The following is an 18029-nucleotide window of genomic DNA, read 5'->3' as shown; positions in this document are numbered from 1 at the left end:
GACTACCATTAACGAACTAAACGCATCTCACGTTCAGCTTCTGTCAGAGAAGCCAAGAATGAATCACGTTCAAATACGCGGTTCATGTAAATCTTCAGCTCTTTTGAACCCGGGCCAATCAAATCGATACCCAGAACAGGCAAACGCCACAATAGCGGAGCCAGGTAACAATCGATCAGGCTGAATTCTTCACTCATGAAGTATTCGTATTCCGCAAATACTGGTGCAAGTGTCAGTAGATCGTTACGCAGTTTGACACGTGCCGATTCTGCTTCTTCAGCAGAACCCTTGATGATTTTGTTCGCCAGTGAATACCAGTTTCTCTCGATACGGTAAATCATCAGACGGCTGTTACCACGGGCAACAGGATACACTGGCATCAATGGTGGATGTGGAAAACGCTCATCAAGGTATTCCATGATGATTTTTGAGTCATAAAGCGCAAGCTCACGGTCAACCAGCGTTGGTACCGTTTTGTATGGGTTCAGCTCGATGAGATCCGCAGGTAGGTTATCTTCATCAACCAGCTCAACTTCAACACTGACACCTTTTTCAGCCAGCACAATACGAACCTGATGGCTATACATATCAGATGCACTTGAAAATAGAGTCATCACAGAACGTTTATTGGCAGCTACAGCCATGGAGCCCTCCAGCACACACTTACAGATATAAAAAAACAATGGAGGCTAAGCCTCCATTGATTATTCGATTAATCGAGAATTAGCACGACATCGTAGCACAATTAGTGCACATCACGCCAATACTCTTTCTTCAGCGCCACGACAACGATCGTCAGCAGAACAAGGAAGGCCATCACCCACCAGCCCATCGCCTGACGTTCAAGTTTCACTGGTTCACCGGAATATTCTAGGAAGTTCACCAGATCGCGAACAGCTTGATCGTATTCGCCAGTGCTCAGCTCACCATTGCCTTGCGATTTGGTGGCAACAACAGCTTTCACTTCTTCGCCATCAACCATGTGTGTGCCAAAAACAGGTTCCGGAGTGCCTTGTAGTTCTTCAAGAACGTGTGGCATACCGACGCTTGGGAACACAATATTGTTCACGCCAAATGGACGACTCGGATCGGCATAGAATGAACGTAGGTAGGTGTATAACCAATCCACGCCACGCACACGAGCCACCAACGTCAGGTCAGGTGGTGGAGCACCAAACCATTTGGCCGCTGACTTATCCGGAATCGCGTTTTCCATCAGCTCACCGATCTTGGTTTGCGGATTGAAAATCAGGTTCTCTTTCATCAGATCCGCAGGGATCCCCAAGTCTGTCGCCACGCGCTCATAACGTTGATACTGCGTTGAGTGACAACCGAAACAGTAGTTCATGAACAGTTTGGCGCCGCGTTGCAGAGAAGCTGTATCAGACAAGTCATTCCCCGCTTTATCCAGATGCACGTTACCGCCTGCTGCCATCGCCAATGAAGGCAGCATTGCAAACAAAATTACAATCCATTTTTTCATTTGAATGTCACCCTCTTTGGTAGTGGCTTGGTTGCTTCGTTTTTGCTGTAGAAGAACAGCAGAACGAAGAACATGAAGTAACCCAAACTAAAGATTCGAGCCAGTAAGGTATACGTTGGAGTTGCAGGAAGCGCACCCAAAACACCTAAGGCAATGAAACAAATGGTAAATTGAATGATGTTCGCTAGGTGTAGCTTGCTGCGGTAGCGGTATGAACGCACTTTACAGCGATCCAGCCAAGGCAGAACAAACAGCACAACAATCGAGGCACCCATCGCGACAACGCCCAGCAGCTTATCCGGTACCGCACGCAGAATTGCGTAGAACGGCGTGAAGTACCACACCGGAGCGATATGCGGTGGCGTTTTCAGCGGGTTTGCCGCTTCAAAGTTAGGCGGCTCAAGGAAGTAACCACCCATCTCTGGGTTGAAGAACAGCACGTAGCAGAACAAGAACAAGAAACCAGCGACACCCACCAGATCCTTCACCGTACCGTAAGGGTGGAAAGGAATCGAATCGATGATGTCGTATTTCTTGGTGTAGTACTCGTGGAACTTGAACTGGCTCTGGTAATCGTCGCCCATCGTGCCTTTCGGCAGTTTGGTTTCGATACCATCCGGGTTGTTCGAACCCACTTCGTGCAGAGCAAGAATGTGCAACACGATCAGCAGCAGCAGAACGATCGGCAATGCAATGACGTGCAGAGCAAAGAAACGGTTCAGTGTGGCGCCGGAGATAACGTAGTCACCACGAATCCATAGCGTCAGATCATCACCGATAACCGGAATGGCACCGAACAGAGAAATGATTACCTGCGCCCCCCAGTAAGACATCTGACCCCAAGGCAGTAGGTAACCCATGAAAGCTTCTGCCATCAGCGCCAGGAAGATCAACATCCCGAAGATCCACAATAGCTCACGAGGTTTCTGGTATGAACCGTAGATAAGACCACGGAACATATGCAGGTAGACCACGACAAAGAATGCCGATGCGCCAGTTGAGTGCATATAACGCAGCAACCAACCGTAATCCACATCACGCATGATGTATTCAACAGACGCAAACGCACCGTCACCAGACGGAACGTAGTTCATCGTCAGCCAGATACCAGTTAGGATCTGGTTAACCAGCACCAACATTGCCAAGGAACCAAAAAGGTACCAAAAGTTAAAGTTCTTCGGCATTGGGTATTCAGAAAGGTGCTTCTTATACGCATTCATTGCGGGCAGGCGTTTTTCCACCCAATCAAGTAGAGCTTGCATTATGCCTCCCCTGTTTCATCAAGGCCGATAACAATTCTGGTATCGCTCAGGTACATGTACTTTGGAATCACAAGGTTAAGTGGAGCAGGTACACCTTGGAATACACGACCAGCCATGTCGAATTTCGAACCGTGACATGGACAGAAGAAACCTGACTTAACCCCTTGAACTTGTTCGTTAAAAGAGTCAGGCAGATAGGTTGGTGAACAACCTAAGTGAGTACAGATACCGACGGCAATAAAGTATTCAGGCTTTATTGAGCGATAGGTATTTTGAGCGTAGGTAGGTTGTTGTTCTTCATTAGAGTTCGGATCACGAAGCTGATTGTCATGCTCTTTTAAAGCATTAACCACAGATTGAGAACGACGTACAACCCATACAGGTTTACCTCGCCACTCAACACGGACCATTTGCCCTTCTTCGAGTTTACTGATGTCAACCTCGACAGGGGCACCCGCCGCTTTCGCTTTCGCACTTGGGTTCCACGATTTGATAAAAGGTACGGCAACAGCAGCCGCTCCCAAACCACCCACAACAGCTGTTGTAGCGGTTAAGAAACGTCTGCGACCGTTGTTCAAAGGCGCATTGCTCATCCAGACATTCTCCCATTTGCTCCTTGTGGATTCCTGTTATTCCGCTTAAGAGCATGGCTAACAAAATACGGTTTTCGTTGTATTTATTTGATGTGAAATGATAAATAAAACCCTACTTTTTGACAAGATAAAGCTACCTTTTGGTAACATTCGTGCAGTAATTCGCACGCGAGGTCACAAAAGGGACATTATTGGAAGAAAGGGTGATGAAGTGACTTGTGAGAAAGGAATTTCTTTTGTGTAAATACACAAAAACTTTTGCGTAGAAAAACAAAAAGCCCGGCAAATGCCGAGCTTTTGAACCACATTCCAGTAACACTGGAAAGCGAGATTCTTTTCGTAATGAAAAGATTAACGCTTAGAGAACTGTGGACGACGACGTGCTTTACGTAGACCAACTTTCTTACGTTCAACGCGACGAGCGTCACGAGTAACGTAGCCAGCAGCACGTAGAACAGGACGTAGAGATTCATCGTATTCCATCAGAGCGCGAGTGATACCGTGACGGATAGCACCTGCTTGACCAGAAATACCACCACCTTTAACAGTGATGTACAGGTCTAGTTTCTCAACCATCTCAACTAGCTCTAGAGGTTGTTTAACAACCATGCGAGAAGTTGGACGACCGAAGTACTCATCAAGGCTACGCTTGTTGATTACGATGTTGCCGCTGCCTGGTTTAATAAAAACACGTGCAGCTGAGCTTTTGCGACGGCCAGTGCCGTAGTATTGATTCTCTGCCATTTCCGAAATCCCCGATTAGATGTCTAGTACTTTAGGTTGTTGAGCAGCGTGGTTGTGCTCAGCGCCTGCGTAAACTTTCAGCTTACGGTACATAGCACGGCCTAGAGGACCTTTTGGAAGCATACCTTTAACCGCTAGCTCAAGTACCATCTCTGGCTTACGCTCAATCAGCTTCTCGAAGCTGAATGACTTTAGGCCACCTGGGAATTCAGTGTGACGGTGGTACATCTTGTCTTTAGCTTTGTTACCAGTTACAGCAACTTTCTCCGCGTTTACAACGATGATGTAATCACCAGTGTCAACGTGTGGAGTGTATTCAGCTTTGTGTTTGCCACGTAGGCGAGATGCAATTTCACTTGCTAGACGGCCAAGAGTTTTACCTTCAGCGTCTACAACGTACCAGTCGCGTTTTACAGTTTCTGGTTTAGCAACGAAAGTTTTCATGCTAATAATAACCCGTTTAATCAAATTTACACTTAAAGGAGCATTCGCTCCCACTGTCTAAGAGCCCAGTCATCACCCCTTCGAGTGGGTGGCACTCTCGGTCTAAAAAGACCTGCAGTAACGGTGGGTCGCAGGATTATAGAGAAGAGCGCGGAAAAAATCACCTCTTTTTGCACAAAATCACAATTTTTTTCTTTGCCCTGTTTCTGGGAAAGATTGTCCTTAAGCCAGATGCTCTTTGGCCAAATAATCATGACTTTGCATTTCTATCAGCCTTGACTGGCAACGCTTAAACTCAAATTCCAGTTGTCCTTGAGTATAGAGGTCTTCCAATGCGACCTCCGCTGAAATAATCAGTTTCACATGACGTTCGTAGAACTCGTCGACTAAAGCGATAAAACGACGGGCAGCGTCATCCAACGTACGATCCATTTGTTTGACGTCCGCCAACAAAACGGTGTGATAGAGGCGAGACATTTCAATATAGTCGTTCTGGCTACGCGCTGTCTGGCACAACTGCGCAAATGAAGCATGCAACACGCCATCACTGGCCTCAATTACTTTGAGTTTGCGATGATTAATCTCTATTTCATTCGCTTTCGGTTTATCTTTGCCTACCAATTGACTGTAGTACTGGCAGAGATTTGCACTTGCCTGGCCATCCAGCGGGTAATGATAAATTTCCGCTTGCTCAAGAGTGCGCAGACGGTAGTCGACCCCGCTGTCCACATTAAGAATATGACAGTTGGCTTCAATTAACGCGATTGCTGGCAAAAAGCGCGCGCGCTGCAAGCCATTACGATACAGATCGTGCGGAGGTATATTTGACGTCGCCACCAACACCACACCACGACGAAATAGCGCCTGGAACAACGTACCCAGAATCATCGCGTCGGTAATGTCAGAGACAAAAAACTCATCAAAACAAATGATCACTGCTTCCTGACTGAACTTATCTGCCACCAGTTCAAGCGGATCGCTGGTTTCACCCAGCTGTTTCAATTCATCATGCACGCGGTACATAAAGCGGTGGAAATGCACACGCATCTTTCGCTCGGTCGGCAAGGCATCAAAGAACGTGTCCATCAAATAGGTTTTACCACGCCCCACTCCGCCCCAAAAATAAAGTCCTTTAGGTGGCGTCGGTAACTGTTCTTTTTTTCCCATCAGTTTTTGCCAGCGCGAAGGTCGTACCACTGGTGTATTGAGGAATTCTGTCAGCTGATGATACAGAGCATCCAATCCATCGACGGCTCGGGCCTGCGCTTCATCTCTTTGAAAATCCGATCGTTTTAAATCTTGTTCGTATCGTTGCTTCGGTGTCATGAGTGTCTACTGCAAAAATGAAGGGCAAAAAACTGACGTTCAAAGCACATGCTTTTTGCTTTATCCGCCAACAGTCTCATAGTAACATGTCCCTACAACATGTGTAACCAACCAGTGAAAAACATGTTAAATAACAACAATAAGGAGCAGTTATGCCTTGGATTTATGCCATTGTGGGCTTGCTAGTGGGGATTGTTGCAGGGATCGTAATTGCTCGCCTGACTACCCCTCAGTACAAGACTCAGAAGTCCCTACAGAAAGACTTAGACAGCGCCAAATTTGAAATTGAACAGCATCGCCAAGAGCTGGCTGATCATTTCGCGCAGGCAGCTGAAATGCTCGACACTCTGGGTAAAGATTACACAAAACTTTACCAGCACATGGCGAAGACTTCGTCTGAGCTGTTACCCAATGTGCCAGAGCAAGATAATCCGTTTGTGAAAAAAATTGCTCAGCATAGCGGTAATGAAGTAGAAAATTCAGACGAGTCTTTCGAACAACCACCGAAAGACTACGCTCTGGGTGCAACCGGCCTTCTGAAACCTGAAGAGAAAGCGATCATTCACTCTTCAGAAGTGGTCAACGCACGCGCGAGTTGATCCGCCAGTCACTGAAATGAGTGACCACTGAACTTTGCAAAGGTTTTTGAGTCATAACTCTCACGAGTCTGTTGAAGATTTATATTTTGTAACAAATATAACTGTAACCAGGCGTTAATCTATGAGGAGTTTTATGATGAAAAAACCTTTGCTTGTCTTAACCGCTCTGTCTCTAAGCTTAAGTTCCATCATCACCCCCTTGCCGGCCTCTGCCGCGCTTCCGCTTTCCGTCAGTGGAGAGCAAGTACCCAGCCTAGCTCCTATGCTGGAAAAGGTCACTCCAGCCGTTGTCAGTATTGCGGTTGAAGGAACTCAGGTCTCTCGCCAACGCATTCCAGAGCAATTCCGATTCTTCTTTGGCCCGGATTTCCCCACTGAGCAATTACAGGAACGTCCATTCCGTGGTTTGGGCTCAGGCGTTGTGATTAACGCCAGTAAGGGCTATGTCGTAACCAACTACCACGTCATTAATGGCGCGGAGAAAATACGCGTTCAGCTGCATGATGGCCGAGAATATGATGCAGAACTGGTCGGCGGCGATCAGATGTCCGATATCGCTCTTCTCAAACTGGATAAAGCGAAAAATCTAACGGAAATTAAGATTGCAGATTCGGATCAACTACGAGTTGGCGATTTTGCCGTTGCGATCGGGAACCCCTTTGGTCTGGGTCAAACGGTAACATCAGGCATCGTTTCTGCGCTGGGCCGCAGTGGTTTGAATATCGAAAACTTCGAAAACTTCATTCAGACCGATGCAGCGATCAACAGCGGTAACTCAGGTGGTGCCTTGGTCAATCTCAACGGCGAGTTGATTGGTATCAACACCGCCATTCTGGGTCCGAATGGCGGTAACGTCGGCATCGGCTTTGCGATTCCATCCAATATGATGAAAAACCTCGCCGACCAAATTCTGGAATTTGGTGAAGTCAAACGCGGCATGCTAGGCGTTCAGGGTGGAGAAATCACCTCCGAACTGGCCGATGCATTAGGCTACGACTCGAGCAAAGGGGCATTCGTTAGTCAGGTGCTACCAGACAGTGCCGCCGATAAAGCGGGCCTCAAAGCGGGTGACATCATTGTTTCGGTCAACGGAAAAAAAATCGAAACCTTCGCCGAGCTGCGCGCCAAAGTCGCCACACTCGGTGCAGGCAAAACGGTCAAACTCGGTGTTATTCGTGATGGTAAAGAAAAAACCTACGACGTCACGCTGGGTGAACAAAGCAACAACAAGACCAAAGCAGATAAATTATATCAGGGCCTAACTGGCGCAGAGCTGAGCAATACCACTGACAGTGATTCCATTCAAGGCGTTAAAGTCACCGCGGTGGAGAAAGACTCCCCTGCTGAAGGTTATCAGTTGCAGAAAGATGACATCATTATCGGTGTGAACCGCAAACGAGTGAAAAACATTGCCGAGCTGCGAGCCGTACTTGAGAAAAATCCCAACGTACTGGCATTGAATATCCAACGTGGTGACCGCACCATCTACTTGGTTGTTCGTTAAGCAAAGTTCGATTAGTTCAGAAAAGGGCAGCTTTATTACGCTGCCCTTTTGTTATTTCTCTAGGTAATGCTATTCTTCGAACTCGTTACTTATCCGTATCATCATAAGAGTATCAATGAGTAACCGTTGTATTTCGGTCTTTGAGTAAGTGGTTGAGGAATTTATGCTGAAATTTCTGGTTCGTTCAGTAGGGCTCGGGCTGGTCACTGCGGCCGTCGTGATCGCGGCAGTGCCATCGCTGCGCAGTCACGTGATTCCTGAAAAAAGTGCTCAACCCACGGATATCGGCTCGCTGCAGATCTCATTCAATGAGGCTGTCCGCCGTGCAGCGCCTGCCGTTGTCAATATCTATAGTCGTAAGTATTCAGAAAGCGATAAAACCAAGCTGTCGACGCAAGGGCTGGGATCTGGGGTGATTGTCAGCGAAAAAGGCTACATCATCACTAACTACCATGTTGTCGCTCAGGCAGATCAAATTATCGTTGCCCTGCAAGATGGTCGAGTTGCAGCAGCGCAGTTAGTCGGTAAAGATCGTCGCACCGATATCGCGGTGCTGCGCGTGGAAGGAACGAATCTGCCAGTGATTCCACAAAACCCCAACTACCAAGCCAAAGTAGGCGATGTCGTACTTGCGATTGGCAACCCCTACAACCTCGGTCAAACCACCACCTTTGGGATCATTTCCGCCACGGGCCGCTCTTCGATCAGCGCTGATGGTCGTCAGGCGTTTATTCAGACCGATGCCGCTATTAACGAAGGTAACTCCGGTGGAGCGCTGGTCAATACGCAAGGTGAATTGGTCGGTATCAATACAGCGTCATTTCAACAAGCTACAGACATGGAAACTTACGGCATCTCATTTGCGATCCCGTTTACCCTGGCCAGTAAAATCATGGATAAAATCATCGCGGACGGACGCGTCATTCGTGGTTATATCGGCGTCGATGGTCAAGACATTAACGCGGTGACCTCACGCCTGCTCGGCAGTGAACATATTGGCGGGATTGTGGTACTCGGTATTGATCCGAACGGCCCGGCCTCTCAGGCAGGCTTCCAGACACGAGACATCATCCTGAAAATTGATGGTCAGAAGATCAATGGCCGTCAGAGCGTGATGGATACCGTCACCGACCTACGTCCAGGTACGGTAGTCAATTTTACGCTGCTGCGTAAAGGTGAAGAGATCACGTTACCAGTCACGATTGCTGAAGATACTCGCGAATAATCTGTCAGTACACATCGCATAAACAAAAAAGCGGAGCCATTGGGCTCCGCTTTTTCATGAGAACGCGAGTTCTAGCATTATTTCTTAGCAAGCTTCTCTTTGATACGAGCTGCTTTACCAGATAGTTCGCGTAGGTAGTACAGTTTGGCACGACGTACTGCACCACGGCGTTTAACTTCGATGCTAGCCACTACTGGAGAGTGAGTTTGGAACGTACGCTCAACACCTTCACCGTTAGAGATCTTACGAACTGTGAAAGCAGAGTGTAGGCCACGGTTACGGATTGCGATTACAACGCCTTCAAAAGCCTGTAGACGCTCACGGTCACCTTCTTTTACCTTAACTTGAACAACAACAGTGTCACCTGGTGCAAATTGAGGTAGGTCTTGTTTCATTTGCTCTTGTTCAAGAGCCTTGATGATGTTACTCATTGTCTAAATTCCTAGAATAAACTGATACTAAATTTAATAGGTTACTGGGTCTGGGTCTCTTTGATGTACTCAGCCAGTAATTGTTCCTGTTCGTCAGTCAGAGCTAGGTTTTCCAGGAGCTCTGGTCTTCTCAGCCAAGTTCGGCCCAGCGACTGCTTCAGTCGCCAACGACGAATGTCCTCGTGATTACCGGATTTCAGCACCTGAGGCACTTCCTTTCCATCTAACACTTCCGGACGCGTATAGTGCGGACAATCCAACAGACCATTGGCAAAAGAATCTTCTTCTGCCGACGCAAAATCACCCAAAACCCCCGGAATAAACCGAGAGACAGAATCGATTAGCGTCATGGCCGGGAGTTCCCCGCCTGTCATCACAAAATCACCAATTGACCATTCTTCGTCAACTTCAGACTCGATGATGCGCTCATCTACCCCTTCGTAGCGGCCACAGATGAGAAGCAGGTTCTCATTGGTTGCCAGCTCTTCGACTCCCTGCTGATCGAGTTTTCGACCCTGAGGAGAAAGATAAATGACTTTCGTCTTTCCCGGTGCCGCCTGTTTGGCTGTCTGAATGGCATCACGCAAAGGTTGCACCATCATTAACATGCCAGGACCGCCACCGTAAGGTTTATCATCGACAGTGCGACGTTTGTCATGAGTGAAATCACGAGGATTCCAAGTCTCAACTGACAATAACCCTTTTTTTACCGCTTGACCTGTTACTCCGAAATCGGTAACGCTGCGGAACATTTCAGGAAATAGGCTAATTACGCCAACCCACATGTGTTCTCTGCCTTATCGATTCAGAATTTAAAACGCAGGATCCCAGTCAACTTCGATCCGTTGAGCCGTGCGATCAATATTTTTGATCACTTGCTCTTCAAGGAACGGAATCAATCGTTCCTTTTGGCCAAAAGCATCTTTCAGATTCGCCTTCACCACGAGAACATCGTTCGAACCAGTTTCTAACATGTCGACCACTTCACCAAGGTCATAGCCTTGAGTTGTCACGACTTGCATGCCGAACAATTCACGCCAGTAGAATTCATCTTCTGACAATTCAGGTAGTGATGCAGGGTCAATAGCGATTTCAAAGTTAGTCAGCAGATGCGCATCTTCACGGACATCAAGCCCCTGAAGTTTCACCACCATACCTTTGTTATGGCGTTTCCAGCCTTCTACTTTGTACTCGACCCATTCGCCTTTATGGTTAACAAACCACGGGCTGTAATCAAAAATGCTCTCAGCGTCGTCTGTATAGGAAAAAACCTTAAGCCAGCCACGAATGCCATAAGAAGCACCAAACTTACCTACAACAATTTTTTCGTCTTGCTTGCTCATCGTTTCTTTACCTTTCATCGACATAAACTAGTGCTACTTACTAAGTAAGAATTAAGCCGCTTTTTGAGCGTCTTTAACTAGCTTAGCTACGCGATCTGATACAGATGCGCCTTGTGAAACCCAGTGGTTCACGCGCTCTAGATCCAGGCGTAGGCCTTCTTCTTGACCTTGAGCTGTTGGGTTAAAGAAACCAACTTTCTCAATGAAACGGCCAGTAGAAGAGTTGCGGCTGTCAGCAACAACGATTTGATAGAATGGACGCTTTTTAGCGCCGTGACGTGCCAAACGAATGGTTACCATGTCGTCCTCTTTGCTTTCTCAAAAATAAAATTAACCCCAATAACCGCTTATCAGAAACAGTTTGGGGTCTCGTGCCAAAATAAAGCCCCGGAATTTTACTCTTATTCCGAGGCATTGCAAGGGTTTTAGCTATTTTTTCACCACCAAAAGTGGGGGCAAAATACCGTGAGCTCGATAACAGTTTGAAAACTTAGGATCAGAAAGTTGTCTCACTCACATGGATGCTTAGCGGCCGAAAAATCCGCCACCGAAGCCTCCGCCGCCGCCACCCATCAGGCCTTGCATGTTACGCATCATGCCTTTCATGCCGCCTTTTTGCATTTTCTTCATCATCTTCTGCATCTGCGTGAACTGCTTCAGCAGGCGATTAACATCCTGAACTTGCGTCCCTGAACCTGTCGCGATGCGTTTCTTACGTGAGCCTTTGATGAGTTCAGGGTTCTGACGCTCTTTCATGGTCATCGAACTGATGATCGCTTCCATCTGTTTGAACATACGGTCATCGACTTTGTCTTTGATGTCCGAAGGCAGCTGAGACATACCTGGCAGCTTATCCAGCATCCCCATCATTCCGCCCATGTTCTGCATCTGGCCTAGCTGTTCACGAAAATCTTCCAGATCGAAGCCTTTCTTCTCTTTGAATTTCTTCGCCAGTTTCTCGGCTTTTTCCTGGTCGACATTGCGTTGCAGATCTTCGATCAGCGACAGGACATCACCCATACCCAGAATACGTGAGGCCACGCGATCCGGGTGGAAAGGTTCCAGCGCGTCGGTTTTCTCACCCACACCAAGGAACTTGATCGGTTTCCCAGTAATATGACGCACGGACAGCGCAGCACCGCCACGGGCGTCACCGTCGACTTTCGTCAGAATCACACCGGTTAGCGGCAGTGCATCACCAAACGCCTTCGCCGTGTTGGCTGCATCCTGGCCGGTCATTGCATCGACCACAAATAGCGTTTCAACTGGCTTAATCGCTTTATGCAGATCTTGGATTTCGCCCATCATCTGCTCGTCAATCGCCAGACGGCCCGCGGTATCGACAATCAGCACATCAAAGAATTTCTTCTTCGCATGGTCAATCGCCGCATTAGCAATATCAATAGGCTTTTGATCCGGAGACGATGGGAAGAAATCCACCTCGAGATCATTGGCCAGCGTTTCCAACTGTTTGATCGCCGCAGGGCGATATACGTCAGCTGAAACCACCAGAACTTTCTTCTTATCGCGCTCTTTCAGCAGTTTCGACAGTTTACCAACCGAGGTAGTTTTACCCGCCCCCTGCAAACCCGCCATCAGAATCACTGCCGGTGGCTGAGTCGCCAGATTCAAAGCTTCATTGGACTCCCCCATCACCGCTTCGAGTTCACCGCGAACGATTTTGATGAATTCCTGGCCTGGCGTCAGGGATTTTGAAACTTCAACGCCAACCGCTTTCTCTTTTACACGGCTGACAAATTCACGTACGACCGGCAACGCAACGTCTGCTTCCAGCAGAGCCATACGTACTTCGCGTAACGTCTCTTTAATGTTGTCTTCAGTAAGACGACCTTTACCGCTGATATTTTTCAGCGTTTTGGACAATCGATCCGTTAAATTCTCAAACATCTTTTTCTCTTCGCGATAAGGCGATTAATATCGGTGAGTATACCTTAGCCAAATGAATAGGCATACCCATTGCGAGGTTGCATCCACGTTTCTTTATAAGATTGGGCTATATCGCGATATCTCAACTCTCAAAATCGATCACGATCCGGCGTAGCTCATTGGGGTTAGGCAGGGTATAATTCGCTAATTCAGCAACCATTTTTGTGAGAAGCATGGACAACTTAATCGCTATCGTTGCCGCCATCTTGTATGTACTGTCAATCGCGACGATCGTGCCAGGGCTGGCCAACCAAACCGGGATCAAAGCTAAAACGGTGTTTATCAGTGCCGCACTGGCGCTGTTGTTTCACGCTTGGCTGTTGAGTGACCTGATCCTGCACGGCAGTGGTCAAAACCTAAGTATCCTCAACGTGGCCTCGCTGATCAGCTTTATTATTTCACTGGTCATGAGCCTGGCAATGTTCAAAGCACGACTGTGGTTTTTACTGCCAGTGGTGTACAGCTTCTCTGCCATTAATCTGTCAGCGGCGGCGTTCCTACCCGGAACCTTCATTACCCATTTGGAAAATGATCCCAAGCTGATGTTTCATATTTCTTTAGCACTTTTCTCCTACTCTACCTTGTCGATTGGTGCTCTCTATGCGCTGCAGCTAGCCTGGCTGGACTACAAGCTGAAGAAGAAAAAAGGGCTGACCATTAACCCTAACCTGCCGCCATTGCTCATGGTCGAGCGTCAGCTGTTTAAGATCATTCTGATCGGTAACCTGCTGCTGACCGGGACACTGATCACTGGTTTTGTGTTCGTACAGGATATGTTTGCCCAAGGGAAGGCGCACAAAGGCATCCTCTCCTTCATTGCCTGGATTGTGTATTCCATCCTACTTTGGGGTCACTATCAGAAAGGCTGGCGCGGACGCAAAGTTACCTGGTTTGCTGTTGCTGGTGCGACCTTACTGACGCTGGCGTACTTTGGCAGCCGATTTGTCAGAGAGATTATTCTGCGCTAAGGTCAACGGGTTAGACCTTAATCGACATTGACACCCCGCCTGGGATAGGCCATTAATTACCGAAAACAGTTATAAGGAAAACAAGCGTTTTGGACGACATATCAACGGGTATCTTATTTGCGCTACTCGCGTGTCTTATTATTATTTCCGCCTACTTCTCCGGTTCAGAGACAGGCATGATGTCGCTGAACCGTTATCGCCTAAAGCACTTAGCGAACACTGGCCACAAAGGGGCCAAACGCGTTGAAAAGCTGCTTGGCCGTCCTGACCGTTTGATCGGCCTGATTCTGATCGGTAACAACCTAGTTAACATTCTGGCCTCCGCAATCGCCACCATTTTGGGCATGCGCTTGTATGGCGATATCGGCGTTGCGATTGCTACTGGTGTGCTCACCTTAGTGATTCTGGTGTTTGCCGAAGTCACGCCGAAAACACTGGCGGCGCTGTATCCGGAACGCGTCTCTTACGCCAGCAGTATTCTGCTCTCTATTCTGATGAAAGTGATGTCGCCGCTGGTGGTGTTCGTCAACTTTATTACCAACGGTTTTATTCGTCTGCTGGGTTTGTCTGCGCAGCATGGTGGCGATGACCCGCTCAGCTCAGAAGAACTGCGTACGGTGGTGAATGAGGCTGGCGGCCTGATCCCACGCCGCCACCAGGACATGTTGCTGTCGATCCTCGATCTGGAACACGTTACCGTCAACGACATTATGATTCCGCGCAATGAAATTACTGGCATCAACATTAACGATGACTGGAAATCAATTGTGCGTCAGCTAACCCACTCACCTCATGGCCGAGTGGTGTTGTATCGCGATCATATTGATGAAGTGGTCGGCATGTTGCGTTTGCGTGAAGCGGCGCGCTTCGTGTTGGAGAAAAATGAGTTCACCAAAGAAACGTTATTGCGTGCCGCCGATGAAGTGTATTTCATTCCGGAAGGCACACCACTTAACGTGCAGTTGCTTAAGTTCCAACGCAACAAAGAGCGCATCGGCCTCATCGTGGATGAGTACGGTGACATTATTGGTCTCATCACCTTGGAAGATATTCTGGAAGAGATTGTCGGCGAGTTCACCACATCCATTGCGCCGAGTTTAGCGGATGAAATTACACCGCAAGGCGATGGCAGCTTTTTGATTGAAGGCAGCGCCAATATTCGTGATATCAACAAGAGCCTGAAGTGGAAATTCCCGACCGATGGTCCACGCACACTGAACGGTTTGATTCTGGAACATCTCGAAGAGATTCCAGCCAGTCACCTGAGTGTCAAAGTCGCTGGTCACCCAATGGAGATCGTCGAGCTGGAAGAAAACCGTATCAAACTGGTTCGAGTATATCCACGCAAAAATAAGAAGGCGTAGCGTTACTCGCACTCACAACGCATACAAAAAAGGCTTGGTCATCCCAAGCCTTTTTCTCATTCTTAGCCTTAGTGTACTTTCAGCTCTTTCAACATTGACTCTGGCAGTGCCAGTTCATCATTCTTGTTGACCTGAATGCCTGCGGCAATCACTTTCTCTGCAATCGCTTTAGCTTCCGTCAGCGAGTGCATCGCTGCCGTACCACACTGGTATTCGTTCAGTTCAGGAATCTTGTCCTGACTTTCCACCTTCAGAACATCTTGCATTGCAGCCAACCAAGCGGCAGCCACCTGTTCTTCACTTGGCGCACCAATCAGGCTCATGTAAAAACCTGTACGGCAGCCCATTGGGGAAATATCGATGATTTCCACGTTCGCACCGTTCAGATGCGCGCGCATAAAGCCCGCGTAAAGATGCTCAAGAGTGTGAATCCCTTTCTCTGACAGAATGCCTTTGTTTGGCATCGTAAAACGCAGGTCAAACACCGTAATGGTGTCGCCTTTTGGCGTCTGCATGGTTTTCGCAACACGCACAGCCGGTGCGTTCATGCGAGTGTGATCGACGGTAAAACTGTCTAATAATGGCATTGTCCTTTCTCCATTGCATGCCAGTTCAGAAAAACCAGCTTCGGTTGTCTTCTAATTCCTGACGGCACTGTTTCAGTTGCCATCCGTAGTCTTTTGCCTGTTGCTCGACTTTACGAGCCACTTTGATCAAAGTCGGTTTCGATTGGTAACTTTTGCGTTTAAAGCCACCTCGTCCTTCATGATAAGCGAGATATTGATGATAGGTATCCCACTTCGATACCCCAAGTGTTTTTTGTGTTTCGCTGGTGTACCAGCCGATAAACATTAACGAATCATCAAAATTGGTGCGCGAACCGCCGTAGTCCGTGGCTCGCTGGAAATCGTCCCAGGCAGGGTCTTGCGCCTGAGCATAGCCATAAGCACTGCTGACCCGACCCCATGGAATAAAACCCAATAGATAATCTTTCGGTGGCTTCGCATCATGGCGGAAACTGCTTTCCTGTTTGATGATCGCCATTGCAATCTGAATCGGAGTCCCCCATTCATCCTGCATCTCCACCGCATCTTCATACCACTGCGGCTTTTCACGAAAGATTTCACATAGGTTGTTCTGTTTGCTGGGTGGCGACGTCGCACACCCCGCCAAAAGCAGAAGTGTGCTAACAGATAACCATTTCGCCACCGCCATGTTATTTCAGGTAGGCAAAGTAGTGTTCAAGAAAGGCATCAAAGCTGAGTTCGTCTTGTTGCTCAATCTGCTTCTGAGCTGCCATAGAACGCACTACTTCCTCTTCCATCAACTGGGCAGAGTATGCCTCGTATTGATGATTCAGGTTATGTTCACGGTATTTCAGCCCCAGCGCACACCCCGTTTTCCCTAATCCGCCGTGCTGTTTGGTCAGCTCCAGAATTTGTGCTGACAACGTACGTTCCGGATGATCGATCCAGCTTTCCAGTTCGCGACACACATCCTGATATGCACTGCCGCCATGCACTGAATCCATCAGTTCCGCAATCAGAGACAAATCAGCAAATACGCGTTTGGCCCAGGCTTGCAGCGACAATTTCTCACCGTGACAGCCGATTTGTAGCTCCAGACCAGGCTTACGCCCTTCCAGTACTACTTTGCTCCAGTTATCACGCCAACATTCCAGTTCGCAATTGTCCATCGGATCTGAATCCGACAGCGCAGTCCAAGTCAGGAATAGGTCGAGGAAACGAACCTGCTGCTCGGTAATACCGACCGGGCTGAATGGGTTCACATCCAGCGAGCGAACTTCGATGTATTCCACGCCACCACGAGCCAGCGCTTCAGACGGCTTTTCACCACTTTTTGCCACACGTTTAGGACGGATCGGAGCATACAGTTCATTTTCAATCTGCAGCACATTGCTATTGAGCTGACGGTACTCACCGTCGACTTTCACCCCAATGCGGGCAAACTCATCGGAAGGTGTGCGAATGGCCGCATTGAGGCCAGTCAGATATTGCTCAATTCCATTGAAACCAATTCGCAGCACACTTTGCGCGTGGTTGGTGTAACCCAGATCGCTCAAACGCAGTGATGTCGCATGCGGCAGATACAACGTATGGCCGATGTTCTCAAACTCCAGTGACGTTTCGCGCCCCTGAATGAACGACGAACACAGAGCAGGTGAAGCGCCAAAGAAATAAGGAATTAACCAGCCAAAGCGGTAATAGTTACGGATCAGCGCAAAATAGGCGTCCGATTTCGTGGCCTGACGCTCTTCCTCTGACTGTTCACCATACAGGGCATCCCAGAACGAATCCGGGAAGGAAAAGTTGAAATGCACACCAGAAATGATTTGCATCAGGCTGCCGTAACGGCGTTTCAGGCCAGTACGGTATAGTGTTTTCATGCGTCCGGAGTTGGAAGAGCCATATTGCGCCAGCGTAATATCGTCTTCACTGCCGACATAACACGGCATTGAGAGCGGCCACAATTTTTCTTCACCAATCTTCGTCTGGGCAAAATGATGAATGTCCGCCAGTTGCGACATCAGCGCCTGAACGTCATGAGAAACCGGAGTGATGAACTCCAGCAGAGATTCTGCGAAATCCGTCGTGATCCAGTTATTGGTCAGTGCCGAACCCAGTGCTGTTGGATGAGGTGTTTGAGCAATTGCCCCCTCAGGAGTGTAACGCAGCGTTTCACGTTCAACGCCTCGGCCAAACTGTTGAAACACTTCAGGTTGATTAGCAACTCGTTCAAGTCGCGCGGCAAAATTAGTCAAAATGAGATTCGCTT

General features: G+C 48.2%; 20 protein-coding genes. 5 read left to right on the top strand and 15 right to left on the bottom strand.

Annotation, left to right across the window (positions count from 1 at the left end; all coding sequences use genetic code 11):
* Window positions 1-8: 8 nt before the first annotated feature.
* The 7 genes from sspA to zapE all read right to left on the bottom strand — a co-directional run bounded on the left by sspA (window position 9) and on the right by zapE (window position 5852).
* A complete protein-coding gene (gene sspA, locus LGV68_RS10890) occupies window positions 9-644 on the bottom strand; it encodes a stringent starvation protein SspA (RefSeq protein ID WP_020330467.1) in 636 nt (211 codons plus the stop codon).
* 101 nt (window positions 645-745) lie between these two features.
* A complete protein-coding gene (locus LGV68_RS10885; protein ID WP_020330466.1) occupies window positions 746-1483 on the bottom strand; it encodes a cytochrome c1 in 738 nt (245 codons plus the stop codon).
* A complete protein-coding gene (locus LGV68_RS10880) occupies window positions 1480-2745 on the bottom strand; it encodes a cytochrome bc complex cytochrome b subunit (RefSeq protein WP_020330465.1) in 1266 nt (421 codons plus the stop codon). Before LGV68_RS10880 ends, LGV68_RS10885 begins: the two co-directional genes overlap by 4 nt.
* A complete protein-coding gene (gene petA, locus LGV68_RS10875) occupies window positions 2745-3338 on the bottom strand; it encodes a ubiquinol-cytochrome c reductase iron-sulfur subunit (RefSeq protein ID WP_020330463.1) in 594 nt (197 codons plus the stop codon). The genes LGV68_RS10880 and petA overlap by 1 nt, the downstream gene beginning before the upstream one ends.
* A 351-nt stretch (window positions 3339-3689) precedes the next feature.
* The gene (gene rpsI, locus LGV68_RS10870) at window positions 3690-4082 is read right to left on the bottom strand and encodes a 30S ribosomal protein S9 (protein WP_004723802.1); all 393 of its coding nucleotides are present in this window, start codon (window positions 4080-4082) and stop codon (window positions 3690-3692) included.
* 15 nt (window positions 4083-4097) lie between these two features.
* On the bottom strand, window positions 4098-4526 hold the full coding sequence (rplM, locus tag LGV68_RS10865; protein WP_020330462.1) for a 50S ribosomal protein L13: 429 nt from the start codon (window positions 4524-4526) through the stop codon (window positions 4098-4100).
* A 222-nt stretch (window positions 4527-4748) separates the two neighbouring features.
* Window positions 4749-5852 (bottom strand): cell division protein ZapE, encoded by a 1104-nt coding sequence (gene zapE / locus LGV68_RS10860; RefSeq protein WP_020330461.1) that lies wholly within the window; start codon window positions 5850-5852, stop codon window positions 4749-4751.
* A 152-nt stretch (window positions 5853-6004) separates the two neighbouring features.
* Between zapE and zapG the strand changes: the two genes are divergently transcribed.
* The 3 genes from zapG (at window position 6005) to degS (ending at window position 9180) form a co-directional block, all read left to right on the top strand.
* Window positions 6005-6451 (top strand): Z-ring associated protein ZapG, encoded by a 447-nt coding sequence (zapG, locus tag LGV68_RS10855; protein WP_020330460.1) that lies wholly within the window; start codon window positions 6005-6007, stop codon window positions 6449-6451.
* 136 nt (window positions 6452-6587) lie between these two features.
* Entirely contained in the window at window positions 6588-7955 is a 1368-nt protein-coding gene (locus LGV68_RS10850; protein ID WP_032082328.1) for a DegQ family serine endoprotease, read from the top strand.
* A 163-nt stretch (window positions 7956-8118) separates the two neighbouring features.
* A complete protein-coding gene (gene degS, locus LGV68_RS10845; protein WP_020330458.1) occupies window positions 8119-9180 on the top strand; it encodes an outer membrane-stress sensor serine endopeptidase DegS in 1062 nt (353 codons plus the stop codon).
* Window positions 9181-9257: 77 nt separating this feature from the next.
* Here degS and rplS read toward each other — a convergent pair whose 3' ends face one another.
* From rplS to ffh, 5 genes are all read right to left on the bottom strand, one after another.
* Complete coding sequence (rplS, locus tag LGV68_RS10840) at window positions 9258-9611, bottom strand: 50S ribosomal protein L19 (protein ID WP_020330457.1); 354 nt, start codon at window positions 9609-9611, stop codon at window positions 9258-9260.
* A 41-nt stretch (window positions 9612-9652) separates the two neighbouring features.
* Window positions 9653-10396 carry a tRNA (guanosine(37)-N1)-methyltransferase TrmD gene (gene trmD, locus LGV68_RS10835; protein ID WP_020330456.1) on the bottom strand — a complete coding sequence of 248 codons (744 nt, stop codon included), beginning with the start codon at window positions 10394-10396 and terminating at the stop codon, window positions 9653-9655.
* A gap of 27 nt (window positions 10397-10423) precedes the next feature.
* Window positions 10424-10978 (bottom strand): ribosome maturation factor RimM, encoded by a 555-nt coding sequence (gene rimM / locus LGV68_RS10830; RefSeq protein ID WP_020330455.1) that lies wholly within the window; start codon window positions 10976-10978, stop codon window positions 10424-10426.
* A gap of 27 nt (window positions 10979-11005) precedes the next feature.
* Window positions 11006-11254 (bottom strand): 30S ribosomal protein S16, encoded by a 249-nt coding sequence (rpsP, locus tag LGV68_RS10825; protein ID WP_020330454.1) that lies wholly within the window; start codon window positions 11252-11254, stop codon window positions 11006-11008.
* A gap of 225 nt (window positions 11255-11479) precedes the next feature.
* Window positions 11480-12862, bottom strand: a complete 1383-nt coding sequence (ffh, locus tag LGV68_RS10820) for a signal recognition particle protein (RefSeq protein ID WP_252535182.1) — start codon at window positions 12860-12862, stop codon at window positions 11480-11482.
* Between the two features lie 212 nt (window positions 12863-13074).
* Here ffh and LGV68_RS10815 point away from each other — a divergent pair, with 212 nt between their 5' ends.
* A complete protein-coding gene (locus tag LGV68_RS10815; RefSeq protein WP_020330452.1) occupies window positions 13075-13869 on the top strand; it encodes an inner membrane protein YpjD in 795 nt (264 codons plus the stop codon).
* A gap of 89 nt (window positions 13870-13958) precedes the next feature.
* Complete coding sequence (locus tag LGV68_RS10810; RefSeq protein WP_020330450.1) at window positions 13959-15233, top strand: HlyC/CorC family transporter; 1275 nt, start codon at window positions 13959-13961, stop codon at window positions 15231-15233.
* Window positions 15234-15301: 68 nt separating this feature from the next.
* Here LGV68_RS10810 and luxS read toward each other — a convergent pair whose 3' ends face one another.
* From luxS to gshA, 3 genes are read right to left on the bottom strand one after another with little or no spacing between them, the layout of a single operon-like run.
* The gene (gene luxS, locus LGV68_RS10805; RefSeq protein ID WP_222772582.1) at window positions 15302-15820 is read right to left on the bottom strand and encodes an S-ribosylhomocysteine lyase; all 519 of its coding nucleotides are present in this window, start codon (window positions 15818-15820) and stop codon (window positions 15302-15304) included.
* Window positions 15821-15845: 25 nt separating this feature from the next.
* A complete protein-coding gene (locus tag LGV68_RS10800) occupies window positions 15846-16448 on the bottom strand; it encodes a hypothetical protein (RefSeq protein ID WP_020330448.1) in 603 nt (200 codons plus the stop codon).
* 1 nt (window position 16449) lies between these two features.
* A complete protein-coding gene (gene gshA, locus LGV68_RS10795) occupies window positions 16450-18015 on the bottom strand; it encodes a glutamate--cysteine ligase (protein ID WP_222772581.1) in 1566 nt (521 codons plus the stop codon).
* Between the last annotated feature and the right edge of the window lie 14 nt (window positions 18016-18029).

It is taken from the genome of Vibrio sp. LQ2 (genome assembly GCF_023920125.1).
Lineage (GTDB): Bacteria > Pseudomonadota > Gammaproteobacteria > Enterobacterales > Vibrionaceae > Vibrio > Vibrio fluvialis.
The sequence above is the reverse complement of the archived record's forward strand: the minus strand, read 5'-3'. Positions and strand labels throughout refer to the sequence as shown.

Bases quoted from the DNA above. Each gene is read 5' to 3' on its own strand.
- ffh (WP_252535182.1), bottom strand. From the start codon at position 12,862: ATGTTTGAGAATTTAACGGATCGATTGTCCAAAACGCTGAAAAATATC.
- rplM (WP_020330462.1), bottom strand. From the start codon at position 4,526: ATGAAAACTTTCGTTGCTAAACCAGAAACTGTAAAACGCGACTGGTAC.
- LGV68_RS10800 (WP_020330448.1), bottom strand. From the start codon at position 16,448: ATGGCGGTGGCGAAATGGTTATCTGTTAGCACACTTCTGCTTTTGGCG.
- zapE (WP_020330461.1), bottom strand. From the start codon at position 5,852: ATGACACCGAAGCAACGATACGAACAAGATTTAAAACGATCGGATTTT.
- sspA (WP_020330467.1), bottom strand. From the start codon at position 644: ATGGCTGTAGCTGCCAATAAACGTTCTGTGATGACTCTATTTTCAAGT.
- rplS (WP_020330457.1), bottom strand. From the start codon at position 9,611: ATGAGTAACATCATCAAGGCTCTTGAACAAGAGCAAATGAAACAAGAC.
- rpsI (WP_004723802.1), bottom strand. From the start codon at position 4,082: ATGGCAGAGAATCAATACTACGGCACTGGCCGTCGCAAAAGCTCAGCT.
- LGV68_RS10885 (WP_020330466.1), bottom strand. From the start codon at position 1,483: ATGAAAAAATGGATTGTAATTTTGTTTGCAATGCTGCCTTCATTGGCG.
- zapG (WP_020330460.1), top strand. From the start codon at position 6,005: ATGCCTTGGATTTATGCCATTGTGGGCTTGCTAGTGGGGATTGTTGCA.
- trmD (WP_020330456.1), bottom strand. From the start codon at position 10,396: ATGTGGGTTGGCGTAATTAGCCTATTTCCTGAAATGTTCCGCAGCGTT.
- LGV68_RS10850 (WP_032082328.1), top strand. From the start codon at position 6,588: ATGAAAAAACCTTTGCTTGTCTTAACCGCTCTGTCTCTAAGCTTAAGT.
- LGV68_RS10880 (WP_020330465.1), bottom strand. From the start codon at position 2,745: ATGCAAGCTCTACTTGATTGGGTGGAAAAACGCCTGCCCGCAATGAAT.
- degS (WP_020330458.1), top strand. From the start codon at position 8,119: ATGCTGAAATTTCTGGTTCGTTCAGTAGGGCTCGGGCTGGTCACTGCG.
- luxS (WP_222772582.1), bottom strand. From the start codon at position 15,820: ATGCCATTATTAGACAGTTTTACCGTCGATCACACTCGCATGAACGCA.
- petA (WP_020330463.1), bottom strand. From the start codon at position 3,338: ATGAGCAATGCGCCTTTGAACAACGGTCGCAGACGTTTCTTAACCGCT.
- rpsP (WP_020330454.1), bottom strand. From the start codon at position 11,254: ATGGTAACCATTCGTTTGGCACGTCACGGCGCTAAAAAGCGTCCATTC.
- LGV68_RS10815 (WP_020330452.1), top strand. From the start codon at position 13,075: ATGGACAACTTAATCGCTATCGTTGCCGCCATCTTGTATGTACTGTCA.
- rimM (WP_020330455.1), bottom strand. From the start codon at position 10,978: ATGTCGATGAAAGGTAAAGAAACGATGAGCAAGCAAGACGAAAAAATT.